The following is a 14,723-nucleotide window of genomic DNA, read 5'->3' on the forward strand; positions in this document are numbered from 1 at the left end:
GCGTGACCCGGGGTGGCCGTCTCAATGACAATTGGCGCCTTTCCCCCGGCCGAAATGGTCGGGACTGTCACGGTGGAGAGTTGGATGCCAGGTTTACCCCCGGTGGATCAAATGCCGGAGTCGGTGTTGATTGCCGAAGTGCGCGATGCCTTCGGCGTGATTCAAGTGATCGAGATGGGTGCTTATCGCTTTCTCGAGTTCGGCGAGTCGATCGAGCAGAGCTGTGTGTTTATGGCCGATCCCGGCTGGCTGGAGTACGACTACACCCGTGCCATGCTGCTTGGTGCGCTGGGCCATGACGCACCGGAAAGCGCGCTATTTCTCGGTCTGGGTGCAGGCAACCTGACTCAGGCCTGCCTGCGGTTTCTGCCCTTGGACGATGTCGAGGTCATCGAGCTGCGCCCGGATGTGCCGCGTTTGGCCATGCAACATATGGGCTTGAGCGACGACCCGCGCCTGACCATTCGCATCGGCGACGCCCTGGAATTGCTGGAAAGCGCCGAGAAAACCGACCTGCTGTTTGTCGACCTCTACACCGATCACGGCCCGGCCACTGGGCATTTGGCCTGGCGCTTTCTGGAAAATTGCCAGAAGCAGTTGAATCCGGGCGGCTGGCTGATCATCAATCAGTGGGCCGGCAACGACGGCAAACCGCTCGGTGCGCCGTTGCTGCGCGGGCTCTACCATCGGCATTATTGGGAATGTCCGGTCAAGGAGGGCAATGTCATTGTGCTGGTGCCGGCCGATCTGGAGCAGCAGCTCGATCTGGAGGGCCTGCAGGCCAAGGCCGCGGCCCTGGCGCCGCAACTGGGCTATTCCTTGCAGTCGTTGATCGAGGCGCTGCGTCCGGCCAGCTGAGCCGCTCAGCGCCCCTTGAAGTCGCCGGGGCGGCGTTCGAGCATGGCGCGCACCCCTTCCTGGGCATCTTCGCTGGCCATCAGGCGGGTCAATGTCGGGTGCAAATTGGCCGCTGCCGCCGCCTCGCCTTCAATCACGGCCTGACGTGCGGACGCCAGGGCGGCCTGCACGCCGAGCGGTGCCTGGGCGGCAATCCGTTCGGCCAGCTTGAGCGCCTGCGGCAGCAGTTCCTCGTTGGCCAGCACTTCCTGCACCAGGCCCAGGCGGTAGGCTTCGTGGGCGTCGAACTCGTCGCCAGTGAGCAGCCAGCGCATCGCATTGCCCCAGCCGGCGCTCTGGTGCAGGCGCAGGGTGGCGCCACCGAACGGAAAAATACCGCGCTGTACTTCCATCTGGGCGAAGCGGGTATTGCTGGCGCACAGGCTGATGTCCGAGGCGAGCATCAATTCGATGCCGATGGTGTAGCAATAGCCCTGGGCCGCCACTATCACCGGTTTGCTCACGCGCGGCCCGCCGAATACGCCCCAAGGGTCGCAGCCGCCGTCAGGAATCTGCCAGCCCGCCGCAAAACTGGCGGCGACATTGGCCAGATCCAGCCCGGCGGTGAAATGTTCGCCGTGGGCGAAGACCAGGGCTACGCGCGCCTCGCCGTCGCGCTCGAACTCGCCATAAGCCAGGCTCAGGTCATTGAGCAGATCCAGGTCGAAGGCATTGCGCTTGGCCGTTCGATCCAGGCCGATCAGCATGATCTGGCCGCGTTTCTCGCGGCTGACGCGAGCGCTGGTGCTTTGAGTCATGGCAGGAATCCTTGCGCAGATAATGTCGTGCAACAGGGTATAGCAGAACAGCCAATGGCCAGCGCACTGCACCGCCGGCATTCACGTGGAAAATGGCCTGCCATGGGAACGATGGCAGGGCCGCTGCACACCGCACCGGCATCTGGTGCATGGGTGTTGCAGGGCGTCTGGATATTCTTGGTCGACATGTCTATTTAGTTGCGCGCCCCGAGCAGCGAATGCTCTGGCTTTGGCGTGCGTCGAGCGACCGTTTAGCGGGGCATGTATTTTAATTGTGGGAAAACCATCACCCCGGCCAGGTTTTCCGGTATAGTGCGCGCCGGTCAATTCATGGCCACGTTCAGGTTACACAACTCGCCCGGGGATTATCTTCGGCAGTCAGTCCGCCTAGCGGACTATCCTTGACGATTCATTTATCACTACGTTTTCGCAAATCCCCGCCGACACGGCTGCCAGGGTGACTTTCGAGTCTTACACGGCATGCGCAGCTTTGGAGCATGGGTCTTTGCGGATGCACTAGAGGCAGACCCATGACCCAGGAAATCGGCGGCTTCGCCGCGCTCGGACTTCACCCCAATGTTCTCGCAGCAGTAACTGCAGTCGGCTACGAAGAGCCGTCGCCCATTCAGGCGCAAGCCATTCCGGTAATTCTCGCCGGCCAGGACATGATCGGCCAGGCGCAGACCGGTACCGGTAAGACCGCCGCCTTCGCCTTGCCGCTGCTGTCGAAGATCGACCCGGCCAAGCGCGAGCCGCAGGCGCTGATCCTGGCGCCGACCCGCGAGCTGGCCCTGCAGGTGGCCACCGCGTTCGAAACCTATTCCAAGCAGATGCCCGGCCTCAACGTGGTCGCCGTCTACGGTGGCGCGCCCATGGGCCCGCAGCTCAAAGCTATCCGCCAGGGCGCCCAGGTCATCGTGGCGACTCCGGGTCGCCTGGTCGACCACCTGCGTCGCGACGAGAAGGTCCTGTCGACCATCCAGTACCTGGTGCTCGACGAAGCCGACGAGATGCTCAAGCTGGGCTTTATGGACGACCTCGAAGTGATCTTCGAAGCCATGCCGGAAAGCCGTCAGAGCGTGCTGTTCTCCGCGACCCTGCCGCACTCGATCCGCGCCATTGCCGAAAAGCACCTGCGCAATCCGCAGCACATCAAGATCGCCTCCAAGACCCAGACCGTGACGGCCATCGAGCAGGCTCATTTGCTGGTTCACGCCGACCAGAAGCACGCCGCGGTGTTGCGTCTGCTGGAAGTCGAGGAATTCGATGCGCTGATCGGTTTCGTGCGTACCAAGCAAGCCACTCTGGATCTGGCCGCCGTGCTCGAAGCCCGTGGCTACAAGGCCGCCGCCTTGAACGGCGACATCGCCCAGAACCAGCGCGAGCGGGTGATCGAGTCGCTGAAAGACGGTCGTCTGGACATCGTCATCGCCACCGACGTCGCCGCTCGCGGCCTCGACGTGCCGCGCATCACCCACGTGATGAACGTCGACATGCCCTATGACCCGGAATCCTACGTGCACCGTATCGGTCGTACCGGCCGTGCCGGTCGTGCCGGTCGCGCACTGCTGCTGGTCACGCCGCGCGAGCGCCGTATGCTGCAGGTGATCGAGCGGGTGACCGGGCAGAAGGTGGGCGAGGTCAAGCTGCCCAATGCCCAGCAGGTGCTGGACGCGCGGATCAAGAAGCTCACCACCAGCCTGGCGCCTTTGGTAGCCGATGCCGAGGCCAGCCATGGCGATCTGCTCGACCGCCTGACCGCCGACATCGGTTGCAGCCCGCGCGCCCTGGCCGCCGCGCTGCTGCGCAAAGCCACCAACGGTCAGGCCCTGACCCTGGCCGAAGTCGAGCGCGAGCAACCGTTGGTGCCAACCAGTGCGCCGCGTGAACGCAGCGAGCGCAGTGAGCGTTCGGATCGTGGCGATAGCCGTGAGCGTCGTGCGCCAGTGCCTTTGGCCGAAGGTCGTGCCCGTTGCCGTACGGCGCTGGGCGCGCGTGACGGTATCGCCGCGAAAAACCTGCTGGGCGCGATCCTCAATGAGGGCGGCCTGGTTCGCGAAGCCATCGGCCGCATCCAGGTGCGCGAGAGCTTCAGCCTGGTCGAGCTGCCGGAAGAGGGTCTGGAACGTTTGCTCAGCAAGCTGAAAGACACTCGCGTCGGTGGCAAGCCGCTGAAGCTGCGTCGTTATCGCGAAGATTGATTCTTCGCTGAATGAAAAAACCCGCATTGTCGTGATGCGGGTTTTTTTCTGTCTGCTGGTTTTGTCTGGCAAGCGGTTCAGGCGAAGCTGTAGATATCCATGCCCAGAGCGCCGTGAGTGAAGCCGCTGTGTTCGACCTTGAACTGGCCGCCAGCACCGCGGGCAAAGAACAGGGGCAATAGGTGTTCGTCACTCGGGTGATTGCGTACGGCCGCTGGGGCGCGCTGGCGATAGTCGTGCAGTGCCGTCTCATCGTCGGCCGCGAGCCTGGCCACCATCCAGTCGCGGAAGCCCTGGGCCCAGGGCTCGATCACCTCGGGGCCGGCGTGCCAGTCGAGTTCGCCGAGGTTGTGGGTAATGCTGCCGGAACCGATCAGCAGCACGCCTTGCCCGCGCAGGCCGGCCAGGGCACGGCCGATGCGGGTCTGTAGTTCGGCGCCCTGGCGGCTGGGTAGCGAGAGCTGCACGAGCGGGATGTCGGCGGCCGGGTACATGAGTGACAACGGCACCCAGGCGCCGTGATCGAATGGGCGTTCGGGGTCGAGCTGGGCGGGGAGGCCGGCAGCGTCCAGTACTTGCACGATTTGTGCGGCGAGTTGCGGATGGCCGGGCGCCGGGTATTGCACTTGATACAGCGCGGCGGGAAAACCGCCAAAGTCATGCCAGGTTTCCGGTTGGGCGGCGCCGGTGACGCGTAACGCCGTGCTTTCCCAGTGTGCGGACACCACCAGGATGGCCCGTGGTCGGGGCAGCTCTGCGGCCAAACGGGTCAAGGCCGGGCCGCTGGCGCCAGGCTCCAGGGCGAGCATGGGTGAGCCGTGGGAGATAAAGAGCGAAGGCAGCATGAGGGAGGTTCCTGCAGTAGGATAGGGCTATCTTCGCGGCTGGTATTATCGAATTCCAGTATAAATTTTTGAGCTATTTGATCGAATTTTTAGGGGGTAGAGTGGACGAGGCATTTTGGCAGACGCGCTGGGCGCGCGATCAGATTGGTTTCCATCTGGATCAGGTCAATCCTTATCTGCAGCGCCACTGCTCGGCGCTCGATCTGCAGCCGGGCGCGCGGGTGCTGGTGCCGCTGTGCGGCAAGAGTATGGATCTGGCCTGGCTGGCGGGGCAGGGCTATCGGGTGCTGGGCGTCGAGTTGGCGCAGAAGGCGGTCGAGGATTTCTTCGCCGAGCATGGCTTGAGCGCAGAGGTCAGCCAGGAAGGGGCGTTCAAGGTTTATCGCGGCGGAACGATGGAGCTGTACTGCGGCGATTTCTTCGCCCTGACGGCAGAACAGCTCGGCGATTGCCAGGCGCTCTATGATCGTGCGGCATTGATCGCCTTGCCGGTCGAGATGCGCAAGCGTTACGCGGCGCACCTGCAGGCCATTTTGCCGTCGGCCTGCCGGGGCTTGCTGATCACCCTGGATTACCAGCAGAGCCAAATGAACGGCCCGCCCTTCGCGGTGACGGATGGCGAAGTGCATGAGCTGTTCGGCGCGGGCTGGCAGATCGAAACGCTGGAGCGCTTGGATGTGCTGCAAGGTAACTGGAAGTTCATCAAGCACAACCTGCAGGCGCTGGACGAGGTGGTGTACCGGTTGGTCAAGCGCTGAGGCAGGGGCGGGCTGAGTGTGGCCGCTGCCGTAAGGCCGCAATGAATAAGGGCGACCCTCGGGTCGCCCTTATTCATTGTGCGTGGTTTAGCGCAACTGACGCAGGGCTTCGATGCGATCTTCCAGTGGCGGGTGGGTCATCAGCAGCCCGGCCAGGCCATGCTTGAGGCCGCCGTTGATGCCGAAGGCGGTCAGGCTGTCGGGCATGTTCACCGGCACCCCCTGTTCGGCGCGCAGGCGCTGCAGGGCGGCGATCATGGCGCCGGTGCCAGCCAGGCGGGCACCGGCCTCGTCGGCCTTGAACTCGCGTTTGCGCGAGAACCACATGACGATGATGCTGGCCAGGATGCCCAGTACCAGCTCGGCGAAGATGGTCGCGACGAAGTAACCGATACCGTGGCTGCCTTCGTTTTTCAGGATGGCCTTGTCGACGAAGTTGCCGAAGATCCGCGCAAAGAACATCACAAAGGTGTTCACCACGCCCTGAATCAGCGCCAGGGTGACCATGTCGCCGTTGGCGACGTGGCCGATTTCGTGGGCCAGCACGGCTTTCACCTCATCCGGCGAGAAGCGCTCCAGCAGGCCCTGGCTGACCGCTACCAAGGCGTCGTTCTTATTCCAGCCGGTGGCGAAAGCGTTGGATTCGTAAGCGGGGAAGATCCCCACTTCCGGCATCTTGATCCCGGCGGCGCGGGACAGTTCTTCGACGGTTTGCAGCAGCCACTGTTCGTGGCGGGTGCGCGGTTGGCTGATGATCTCGGTGCCGGTGCTCATCTTCGCCATCCACTTGGACAGCAGCAGCGAAATCAGCGAGCCGGCAAAACCGAATACCGCGCAGAAAATCAGCAGGCTGCTGTAGTTCTGGCCGGTATAGCGGTCTACCCCCAATAGTTTGAGAGTGATACTGGCGATGATCAACACCGCCAAGTTGGTAGCCAGGAACAGCAAAATGCGCATCATGGTGTGAAACGACTCCTCACGGGAAAGACTTGCTAGCAGCCTGTCGGACTTGACCGTCCGTAGCGAGGGAAAGTCCGGTTTGAAGCAGTTTTTGCGCGCTTTCGAGGCGAATAGTCGCTCTATTTAACGAGAAAGCGCGCAAAAAATGATCAAATCCGGCTTTTCCGCAGTAGGACAGTGTTAAGTCCGACAGGCTGCTAGATATGCCGGCTATATAAGGGTGCGCCCCCCGGCTCTTCAACCGGGGGACTATTTCAAACTGTGTCGCCTGTTCCGAGCAGAGCGCTTTCGAACAGCAACCGGGTGAGGCGGGCGAGGCGTTCGCCATGCTTTTGGCTCAACGCTTCGCGCAGTTGAAAGGCCAGGGTGGCGCGTACCCGGCGCACGCTCGGCGGCAGTGCTTCGCCTTCGCGTAGGGCGTGGGGCACGCCACGGCTCAGGCGCAGAAAGCCTTTTTCGCTGAGCACGGCCTGATCCAGTGCGTCGTAGGCGATGGTCGAGTCGAAGCGGATATAGCCTTCCTCGGCCAGCCACAGCAGTGCGCCCAGGCAGCTCTCATGGCGTTTGCTCGGCAGGCCGAATTCGTCCGGTTCCTCGCGGCCGATCAGGTCTTCGACGTAGAGCGCCATCTTGCGCGGGAAAACCTGATAGAGGTGCAGCAGGCCGGCTGCGGCATCCTTGTAGAAATCGTCGATTTGTAGATCCATCAGAAGTTGGCAATCATCGAGGTGGGGAATGGCGGCAACAGGCGACCGAGAATCGCCCAGGGTCGGCTCGGGATATAGGCGTGGCGCTGGCGTTTGCCCGGGGTCATGGCGGTCTCCGGTTACTGGCGGTAGCCCTTGAGGAAACTGCCGATGCGAGCGATGGCCTGTTCCAGGTCGTCGACCCGCGGCAGGGTGACCACCCGGAAGTGATCCGGCCAGGGCCAGTTGAAGGCCGTGCCCTGGACGACCAGCAGCTTCTCGGAGAGCAGTAGGTCGAGGACGAACTTCTCGTCGTTGTGGATCGGGCAGACCTTGGGGTCGATCTTCGGGAAGGCGTAGAGCGCGCCCATGGGCTTGACGCAGCTGACCCCGGGGATGTCGTTGAGCAGCTCCCAGGTGCGGTTGCGCTGCTCCAGCAGGCGGCCGTTGGGCAGCACCAGGTCGTTGATGCTCTGATAGCCGCCCAGCGCCGTCTGGATCGCATGCTGACTCGGCACATTGGCGCACAGGCGCATGTTGGCGAGGATATCCAGGCCCTCGATGTAGCTCTGCGCGCGGTGCTTGGGGCCGGAGATGGCGACCCAGCCGGAGCGGAAACCCGCCACCCGGTAGGACTTGGACAGGCCGTTGAAGGTCAGGCAGAGCACGTCCGGCGCCAGCGAGGCGGTGGCGATATGCTGGGCCTGGTCGTAGAGGATCTTGTCGTAGATCTCGTCGGAGAACAGCACCAGGTTGTGCTGGCGCGCCAGCTCGACGATGTCCTCCAGCACCTCCTTGGAGTAGACCGCGCCGGTCGGGTTGTTCGGGTTGATCAGCACCAGGGCCTTGGTGTTCGGGGTGATCTTGGCGCGCATGTCGGCCACGTCGGGGAACCAGCCGGCCTGCTCGTCGCACAGGTAGTGCACCGGCTTACCGCCGGAGAGGGCCACGGCGGCGGTCCACAGCGGGTAGTCGGGCGCCGGGATCAGCACCTCGTCGCCGTTGTTGAGCAGCGCCTGCATGGCCATGACGATCAGCTCGGAGACGCCATTGCCCAGGTAGATGTCCTCGATGCCGACGCCTTCCACCTGCTTCTGCTGGTAGTACTGCATCACCGCCTTGCGCGCGCTGAACAGACCCTTGGAATCGCTGTAACCCTGGGCCGTCGGCAAATTGCGGATCACGTCCTGGAGGATTTCTTCCGGGGCTTCGAAACCGAACGGCGCCGGGTTGCCGATGTTCAGCTTGAGGATGCGATGACCTTCCTCTTCCAGGCGTTTGGCGTGCTTGAGCACGGGGCCGCGAATGTCGTAGCAGACATTGGCCAGCTTGTTCGATTTGCTGAACTGCATGTAAGGGATCCCGAGTGGTGAAACGTCGTTGAATTACCGTGCAAAAGACTCGATCAGGCGAGCCTTGGCAGGTTGTAACGCGGGTGACAGACTGAGGTCGAATGATACGTTGCAGCCTGACCTCGGCAAAGGTACTAGTCAGGCTTTTTTATGGCGTGCCATCCATGGCCGCCATCCTGCGGGCCGTCGCTGCGCGACGTTAAAAATCGCTCCCGGCGATTTTTTCTATTGAGGACTTTTTCCATGGACAAGCTCGAAAAACCGCTGGAAGCCTGGCGCGAAGAACTTTCCGAGGAGCAGTTTCGGGTCTGCCGTCTGGGCGGCACCGAGCGCGCCTTCAGCGGGCAATACCATGACAGCAAGACGCCGGGCATTTATCACTGCGCCTGCTGCGCTACCGCCTTGTTCGATTCGGACGCCAAGTTCGATTCCGGCAGTGGCTGGCCCAGCTACTTTCAACCGCTCAGCAAGGACGCGATTACCAGTCTGGACGACTTCAGTCACGGCATGCACCGCATCGAAGTGAAATGTGGCAAATGTGCTGCCCACCTGGGCCACGTCTTTCCCGACGGGCCGGCGCCGACCGGTTTGCGTTATTGCATCAACTCGGCATCGCTGCAGCTGGTTCCGCGTCCGCAGTAGGCTGGGTGAGGGTGTTGGGCCGAAGCCGTCCCGCGGTTCGCATATCAACGAGGGTTATATTCGGACAATTAAATTGCGCACAATTTAATTGTCCGTTATTTTGTTTTCGTTCCCCTGCCAACCAAGAGTCAGCCCCATGAGCAACGAACTTTTTGATATTCCGGTGACCACTATCAAGGGTGAGCAGAAAACCCTGGGCGACTTCGGTGGTAAGGCCGTGCTGGTGGTCAATACTGCGAGCAAGTGTGGTTTTACCCCGCAATACAAGGGGTTGGAAAGCCTCTGGCAGCAGTACAAGGACAAGGGGCTGGTGGTGTTGGGCTTTCCCTGCAACCAGTTCGGCCAGCAGGAACCGGGCAACGAGGGGGCCATTTCCGAGTTTTGCGAGCTGAACTTCGGCGTCAGCTTTCCCTTGTTCAAGAAGGTCGATGTCAACGGCGCCGATGCCCATCCCTTGTTCGTCAAGCTGAAGAAGCAAGCGCCGGGTCTGCTCGGTAGCCAAGGAGTGAAGTGGAATTTCACCAAGTTTCTGATCAGTGCCGACGGTAAGCAGATCCAGCGTTTCGCGCCGACCACCAAGCCGGAAGATCTGACTGCCGAGATCGAAGCCCTGCTCAAATGAAGCCGCTGCCATTCGAGCGGGAAGACGCCCTGCAGTTGGACAACCAGCTGTGCTTCAAGCTGTACGCGGCTTCGCGGGCGGTGATTCGTGCCTACAAGCCGATGCTCGATCAGTTGAATCTGACCTACCCGCAGTACCTGGCGATGCTGGTGCTCTGGGAGTGGCAGGTTGTTCCGCCTGCACAACCCACGGTGAAGGCTCTGGGCGAGCGCTTGCTGCTTGATTCGGGCACCTTGACCCCACTGCTCAAGCGTTTGCAGCAGCTTGGTTTGCTGTTGCGCCAGCGCTCGGCGCTGGATGAGCGCGAGCTGCACCTGGGATTGACGGAGGCGGGCTGTGCCTTGCGTGAACAGGTGCTGCCGTTGAGAAGCCAGTTGCTGTGCGCGCAGGGTGTCGAGGTGGATGAACTGGCAGCGTTGCGTGCTCAGGTTAGCCAGCTGCTCGATCGTTTCATGGCATTGCGCTAGGCGCCGGCAACCAGCGCTCGAGTAGGGCTGCCAGTTCTTCGCGGCGGAAGGGTTTGGCCAGGTAATCGCTCATGCCGGCGGCGCGACAACGCTCGCGTTCATCGGGCAGGGCGTTGGCGGTCAGGGCGATGATCGGTAGCTCGGGATGCTGCCCGCCCTGACGAATCCTGCGGCTGGCCTCATAACCGTCCATGACCGGCATGTTGCAGTCCATCAGTATCAGGTCGATGTGGTGTTGTTCCAGTTGGCTCAGCGCTTCGGCGCCGTGGTTAGCCAGCACAACCTCGCAGCTGAGTTTGCCCAGCATGCCTTTTGCCACCAGTTGGTTGACCGGATTGTCTTCCACCAGCAGCACCCGCGCTCGCCGCCCAGTCAGTTGTTCAATCTGGTTTGGCGACGGCATGCTTTCCAGCTGTTGTCCGAGGTTGCGGCCTAATGCCTGGATCAGGGTTTGCCGCGACAGTGGCCGCGCGATCTGCTCGAGCGGTGCCAGCGCTTGCACCTGTTCGCTGGGTAGGAAGCTGCCATAGGCGCTGATCAGCAGGATGGGCGCCTTGCACTTCTGGCGTATGCCCGGCAGGCACTCTGGGCAGTCGCTGATCAGCAGGTCTGCCGCGGCGTCGAGCAGGTTTGTATCGCTGTCCAGGCGTTGGTAGTCCAATCCCCATGCCGGCAAAAGCTGGCCCAGCAGTTCGCTGAGGCCCGAGTTGGCGGGGCTGAGGGCGACGACCCGGCCTGTCAGCGCTGGCAAGGCGGCTGCAGGGGTGTAACTTGGCAGCGGCAACTCCGCGCAGAAGCGGCTGCCGAAGCCTTCCCTGGATTCCAGTTCGAGCCGGCCCTGCATGGCTTCGCACAGGCGGCGGGTAAGCGCCAGGCCCAGGCCGGTGCCGCCGAACTGACGGGTAATACCAGCCTCCGCCTGGGCGAAGGGCTGATAGATGCGTACTCGTGCCTCTTCGGCAATCCCGATGCCGGTGTCCCGCACCAGGATCCGTATGCCTGTCGGGCTGCTGTCGACGTGGAGATCGACGCGGCCGATGCGGGTGAATTTCAGGGCGTTTGATAACAGGTTGCTGATGACCTGGCGCACGCGTGTCGGGTCGCCGAGCACTTGCGCAGGTAGTTGCGGGTCGATCAGGCAGGTTAGTTCGACGCTTGCTAAGGCATTTTGCGAAAGCAGGCTGGCAGTGTCTTCGGCCATGGCGCCGAGGTCGAAGGGCAAACTTTCCAGCTCAAGCTGGCCGGCCTCGAATTTCGACAGGTCGAGGATGTCATTGAGCAGCTCGATCAATACCTGGCCGGAGTCGTGGGCAATCGACAGCTGCTGGCGTTGTTCGTTGTTCAGCGGGCCGTCGAGGGACAGGGCGAGCATGCCGAGCAGGCCGTTGAGCGGGGTGCGAATCTCATGGCTCATGTTGGCGAGAAACGCCGAGCGCGCCTGAGCCATGTCCAGCGCGGTGCGCTTTGCCTGTTCCAGCTCCTGGTTGGACTCGAGCAGGCGCGCGTTGCTGGCCTTCAATTCGGTCGTGCGCGCCGAGACGATGTTCTCCAGCTCGTTCAGGTATTGGGTGAGGCGGTTCTCGGCTTCGCGCCGCTGTTCGATCTCCATGGTTATGCTGGACAGTTGCTGGTTGGTGACGTCGACCAGGATGCCGATTTCGTCGTGCTCATGGCCGCGCGGGCAGGGCAGCCGGTTGCGGTTGGGGGCGTGCAGATCGCGGCCGCTGAGGGCGCGGATGACCTCGATCAACGGTTTGCTCAACATGAAATAGAACAGCACCAACAGGATCAGCGAGAGCAACAGGCTGCGGGCCAAGCCGGTCAGCAAGGTGAGCATGGCGCGCCGCAGAAAGTGACTGCCGAACGCATAGGTGTCGACCTCCAGGCGCAGTACGCCGAGGGCTTCCTGGGGCGAGTGACTGACAAATAGCAGGGTGTCGAACTGGCGTCGTTCGCCGAAGAGGAAATCGCTGAGCGGTCGGTAGCCGCTTGTGCGGGGCGGGCGAGTGACGCTGGCCAGGGTCATATTGCTGTTGTCTATGATCTCTGCACGTATCACCGCCGGTGAGCGCAGCAGACCCAGTACCAGTTCCTGGGCCAGTTCGGCGTCGATGTTATAGGCGATACGCGCAGCGGGATTGTGGCTGATTTCCATCAGTGCGCTAATCTCGCGGTTGATGGAGGCATCTTCGCTGGCATAATCGATGCCCACTTGAATCAAGCTGAGCGCAGTACCGAGGATAAACGCCACCAGTACGGTCAAGCTGGCCTGTTTGAACGACAGGCGTTGGGTGAGCGATATATCCATGGGTGGCACTAATCTCGTGTCCGTTCGCCTGCCAAGCATAGCCCATTGGTTGCTCCTTTCGGCAGCAGCAGTTGGCAGGCCGTAACTTCAAGGAGCAGGTCGTGGATTCCCGTTTAAATGCTTTTCTCCAGCGCGCCGAGAGCGTGCTTGCGCGGCTCGAGCCGCTGTTGCCGGCTCAGCGTGGCGATATCGATTGGCAGCACAGTCTGGCTGCGCGCTGGCATCGAGAGGGGCGCAGTGGCTACTTGCAGCCGTTGAGCATCGACCTTGACCTGAATTTGACGGATCTGATCGGTGTGGACACTCAGCGTGAGCAGTTGGCGCGCAACACCCGACAATTCATCCAGGGTCTGCCGGCTAACCATGCTTTGCTCTGGGGCGCGCGTGGCACGGGAAAGTCATCGTTGGTTCGCGCGTTGTTGGCCGAACATGCCATGGCCGGGCTGCGCCTGATCGAGATCGAACGCGACCACCTGGCGGATCTGCCGCGCGTGGTCGAACAACTGATGCGGCTGCCGCAACGCTTTGTGCTGTTTTGCGACGATCTGTCCTTCGAGGCCGGCGAGGGCGATTACCGGGTGCTGAAAAGCGTGCTGGATGGTTCGCTGGAGCGCTCGCCGGACAATGTGCTGCTCTACGCCACCTCCAATCGCCGCCATCTGTTGCCGGAGCGTCACAGCGACAACGAGGCCGCGCAGATGGTCGACGGCGAACTGCATCCCAGCGAGGCGATAGAGGACAAGATCGCGTTGTCTGATCGTTTCGGCCTGTGGTTGTCCTTCTACCCGTTCACCCAGGATCACTTCCTCGATGTGGTACGGCATTGGGTCGAGGTGCAGGCGCATCAGGCCGGGTTGAGCTGGCAGTGGAGCGAGGCGCTGGAAAAAGCGGCGATTCGCTGGGCCTTGGGCCGCGGTAATCGCAATGGTCGCTGTGCCTATCAATTCGCTCGGCACTGGGTCGGGCTACAACTCCTGGAGTGCCAGCCATGATCGACCTTGCGCCAGCAGACGTTGAGTCCGATGGTTATTCGCTGCTGGCCGCGCAACTGCAGGCGCTGTTGGCCGATGAACGGAATTTTATTGCCAATGCCGCGCAGTTCTGCGCCTTGCTGTTCCAGGAGTTGGGCGAACTCAATTGGGCTGGTTTCTATCTGGCCCGGGGGGACGAGCTGGTGCTGGGGCCATTCCAGGGGCGGGTAGCTTGCGTGCGGATTCCGCTGGGCGTGGGGTGTGCGGGGTGGCCGCGGCTACCTGGCAAACCCAGCGGGTGGAGGATGTGCACGCCTTTGCCGGGCATATCGCCTACGACAGCGCCTCGCGCAGCGAACTGGTGGTTCCGCTGATAAAGGCAGAGCGGCTGATCGGCGTGCTGGATCTGGATAGCCCGCAGTTGAGCCGCTTTAGTGCGGCGGATCAGGCCGGGATTGAGGGTTTGGTCGCTATCTTGTTGCGCCTTAGCGACTGTTGACGCGGTTGCATGGGCTGGGCGGCGCTGCGCTTCAGCCCGGCGGGGCGGCACTACCCTGGATCAGGCCTTGCCGGCCATCTTGGCGAGCATCTTCTGCTCGCCGGGCAGTAGGGCTTGCACCGAGGGGCGCGCTTTCACCCGCTGATAGAGTGCGCTCAAGTTCGGCCAGCGTTGGGCATCCAGCCGCTCATCGGCGTGTTCCATGTTGATGATCTGGCAGGCAAACGCCAGGTCGGCCAGGGTCAGGCTGGCGCCGACGAAGTACTCGGCGCTGCCCAGGGTGTGTTCCAGGTAGTCGAAATGTGCCGGCAGCTTCTCCGTCAGCGTGGTCTGTACGGCCGCCTCATCGCAGGGCTGGCCCATGGAGGGCTTCAGGGTGCGGTTGCGGAATACGCTGAAGGTGCAAAGTGGCGCCAGTTCGTAGTCGCTGTATTTTTCCAGCCAGCGTACGCGGGCTCGCTGTTCGGCATTCTGGCCCAGCAGAGGGCTGTGTTCTGGATAGTTGTCCTCCAGGTACTGGCAGATCACGCTCGAGTCGGCCAGGCTGAAATCACCATCTCGCAAGGCCGGAATACGGCCCAGCGGGCTGAGTTCGCGATACCAGGCCGGCTGGCCGAAAGGCAGGATGATTTCCAGTGTGTATTCGAGGTCTTTCTCTGCGAGGCACAAGCGTACCTTGCGCACGAAGGGAGAAAGCGGGGCGCCATAAACCGTCAGGCTCATTGAGTATCCTCGTCTGCTGCAGGTAAGGGGGAGC

At 62.2% G+C, this 14,723-nt stretch carries 15 protein-coding genes; 8 read left to right on the forward strand and 7 right to left on the reverse strand.

Annotated elements, in window-relative coordinates:
- The first annotated feature begins 84 nt into the window (after positions 1-84).
- Positions 85-858, forward strand: a complete 774-nt coding sequence (locus P8H27_RS03185; protein WP_289635164.1) for a spermidine synthase — start codon at positions 85-87, stop codon at positions 856-858.
- Between the two features lie 5 nt (positions 859-863).
- On the opposite strand, the gene P8H27_RS03190 is transcribed toward P8H27_RS03185, so the two are convergent.
- Positions 864-1,655 carry a crotonase/enoyl-CoA hydratase family protein gene (locus P8H27_RS03190; protein WP_289635165.1) on the reverse strand — a complete coding sequence of 264 codons (792 nt, stop codon included), beginning with the start codon at positions 1,653-1,655 and terminating at the stop codon, positions 864-866.
- 497 nt (positions 1,656-2,152) lie between these two features.
- Here P8H27_RS03190 and P8H27_RS03195 point away from each other — a divergent pair, with 497 nt between their 5' ends.
- The gene (locus P8H27_RS03195; RefSeq protein ID WP_289635166.1) at positions 2,153-3,856 is read left to right on the forward strand and encodes a DEAD/DEAH box helicase; all 1,704 of its coding nucleotides are present in this window, start codon (positions 2,153-2,155) and stop codon (positions 3,854-3,856) included.
- Between the two features lie 77 nt (positions 3,857-3,933).
- Here P8H27_RS03195 and P8H27_RS03200 read toward each other — a convergent pair whose 3' ends face one another.
- The gene (locus P8H27_RS03200; RefSeq protein WP_289635167.1) at positions 3,934-4,701 is read right to left on the reverse strand and encodes a class III extradiol ring-cleavage dioxygenase; all 768 of its coding nucleotides are present in this window, start codon (positions 4,699-4,701) and stop codon (positions 3,934-3,936) included.
- Between the two features lie 101 nt (positions 4,702-4,802).
- Here P8H27_RS03200 and P8H27_RS03205 point away from each other — a divergent pair, with 101 nt between their 5' ends.
- Positions 4,803-5,459: a thiopurine S-methyltransferase gene (locus P8H27_RS03205; RefSeq protein WP_289635168.1), complete on the forward strand. Its 657-nt coding sequence runs from the start codon at positions 4,803-4,805 to the stop codon at positions 5,457-5,459.
- An 87-nt stretch (positions 5,460-5,546) separates the two neighbouring features.
- Here the strand turns inward: P8H27_RS03205 and htpX are convergent, their stop codons facing one another.
- From htpX to P8H27_RS03220, 3 genes are all read right to left on the reverse strand, one after another.
- Positions 5,547-6,419 carry a protease HtpX gene (gene htpX / locus P8H27_RS03210; protein WP_289635169.1) on the reverse strand — a complete coding sequence of 291 codons (873 nt, stop codon included), beginning with the start codon at positions 6,417-6,419 and terminating at the stop codon, positions 5,547-5,549.
- Positions 6,420-6,673: 254 nt separating this feature from the next.
- On the reverse strand, positions 6,674-7,126 hold the full coding sequence (locus tag P8H27_RS03215; protein ID WP_289635170.1) for a hypothetical protein: 453 nt from the start codon (positions 7,124-7,126) through the stop codon (positions 6,674-6,676).
- Between the two features lie 119 nt (positions 7,127-7,245).
- The gene (locus P8H27_RS03220) at positions 7,246-8,457 is read right to left on the reverse strand and encodes a pyridoxal phosphate-dependent aminotransferase (RefSeq protein ID WP_289635171.1); all 1,212 of its coding nucleotides are present in this window, start codon (positions 8,455-8,457) and stop codon (positions 7,246-7,248) included.
- A 243-nt stretch (positions 8,458-8,700) separates the two neighbouring features.
- On the opposite strand from P8H27_RS03220, the gene msrB reads away from it, so the two are divergent.
- From msrB to P8H27_RS03235, 3 genes are all read left to right on the forward strand, one after another.
- Positions 8,701-9,099 (forward strand): peptide-methionine (R)-S-oxide reductase MsrB, encoded by a 399-nt coding sequence (gene msrB, locus P8H27_RS03225; protein ID WP_289635172.1) that lies wholly within the window; start codon positions 8,701-8,703, stop codon positions 9,097-9,099.
- 136 nt (positions 9,100-9,235) lie between these two features.
- A complete protein-coding gene (locus P8H27_RS03230; RefSeq protein ID WP_289635173.1) occupies positions 9,236-9,721 on the forward strand; it encodes a glutathione peroxidase in 486 nt (161 codons plus the stop codon).
- Entirely contained in the window at positions 9,718-10,188 is a 471-nt protein-coding gene (locus P8H27_RS03235; RefSeq protein ID WP_289635174.1) for a MarR family winged helix-turn-helix transcriptional regulator, read from the forward strand. Before P8H27_RS03230 ends, P8H27_RS03235 begins: the two co-directional genes overlap by 4 nt.
- Here the strand turns inward: P8H27_RS03235 and P8H27_RS03240 are convergent.
- Positions 10,172-12,535 (reverse strand): response regulator, encoded by a 2,364-nt coding sequence (locus P8H27_RS03240; RefSeq protein ID WP_289635175.1) that lies wholly within the window; start codon positions 12,533-12,535, stop codon positions 10,172-10,174. The two genes, P8H27_RS03235 and P8H27_RS03240, sit on opposite strands and share 17 nt — an antisense overlap.
- Positions 12,536-12,597: 62 nt before the next feature.
- Between P8H27_RS03240 and P8H27_RS03245 the strand changes: the two genes are divergently transcribed.
- Positions 12,598-13,488 (forward strand): ATP-binding protein, encoded by an 891-nt coding sequence (locus tag P8H27_RS03245; RefSeq protein ID WP_289635176.1) that lies wholly within the window; start codon positions 12,598-12,600, stop codon positions 13,486-13,488.
- A gap of 145 nt (positions 13,489-13,633) precedes the next feature.
- On the forward strand, positions 13,634-13,966 hold the full coding sequence (locus P8H27_RS03250) for a GAF domain-containing protein (protein ID WP_289635177.1): 333 nt from the start codon (positions 13,634-13,636) through the stop codon (positions 13,964-13,966).
- A 60-nt stretch (positions 13,967-14,026) separates the two neighbouring features.
- On the opposite strand, the gene P8H27_RS03255 is transcribed toward P8H27_RS03250, so the two are convergent.
- Positions 14,027-14,689 carry a glutathione S-transferase family protein gene (locus tag P8H27_RS03255; protein WP_289635178.1) on the reverse strand — a complete coding sequence of 221 codons (663 nt, stop codon included), beginning with the start codon at positions 14,687-14,689 and terminating at the stop codon, positions 14,027-14,029.
- Between the last annotated feature and the right edge of the window lie 34 nt (positions 14,690-14,723).

Origin of the sequence: Pseudomonas sp. sp1636 (genome assembly GCF_030376615.1) — a bacterium.
GTDB lineage: Bacteria > Pseudomonadota > Gammaproteobacteria > Pseudomonadales > Pseudomonadaceae > Aquipseudomonas.

Coding starts and splice junctions, on each gene's coding strand:
- msrB (WP_289635172.1), top strand. CDS start 8,701: ATGGACAAGCTCGAAAAACCGCTGGAAGCCTGGCGCGAAGAACTTTCC.
- P8H27_RS03255 (WP_289635178.1), bottom strand. CDS start 14,689: ATGAGCCTGACGGTTTATGGCGCCCCGCTTTCTCCCTTCGTGCGCAAG.
- P8H27_RS03230 (WP_289635173.1), top strand. CDS start 9,236: ATGAGCAACGAACTTTTTGATATTCCGGTGACCACTATCAAGGGTGAG.
- P8H27_RS03235 (WP_289635174.1), top strand. CDS start 9,718: ATGAAGCCGCTGCCATTCGAGCGGGAAGACGCCCTGCAGTTGGACAAC.
- htpX (WP_289635169.1), bottom strand. CDS start 6,419: ATGATGCGCATTTTGCTGTTCCTGGCTACCAACTTGGCGGTGTTGATC.
- P8H27_RS03215 (WP_289635170.1), bottom strand. CDS start 7,126: ATGGATCTACAAATCGACGATTTCTACAAGGATGCCGCAGCCGGCCTG.
- P8H27_RS03190 (WP_289635165.1), bottom strand. CDS start 1,655: ATGACTCAAAGCACCAGCGCTCGCGTCAGCCGCGAGAAACGCGGCCAG.
- P8H27_RS03195 (WP_289635166.1), top strand. CDS start 2,153: ATGGGTCTTTGCGGATGCACTAGAGGCAGACCCATGACCCAGGAAATC.
- P8H27_RS03185 (WP_289635164.1), top strand. CDS start 85: ATGCCAGGTTTACCCCCGGTGGATCAAATGCCGGAGTCGGTGTTGATT.
- P8H27_RS03200 (WP_289635167.1), bottom strand. CDS start 4,701: ATGCTGCCTTCGCTCTTTATCTCCCACGGCTCACCCATGCTCGCCCTG.
- P8H27_RS03240 (WP_289635175.1), bottom strand. CDS start 12,535: ATGCTTGGCAGGCGAACGGACACGAGATTAGTGCCACCCATGGATATA.
- P8H27_RS03220 (WP_289635171.1), bottom strand. CDS start 8,457: ATGCAGTTCAGCAAATCGAACAAGCTGGCCAATGTCTGCTACGACATT.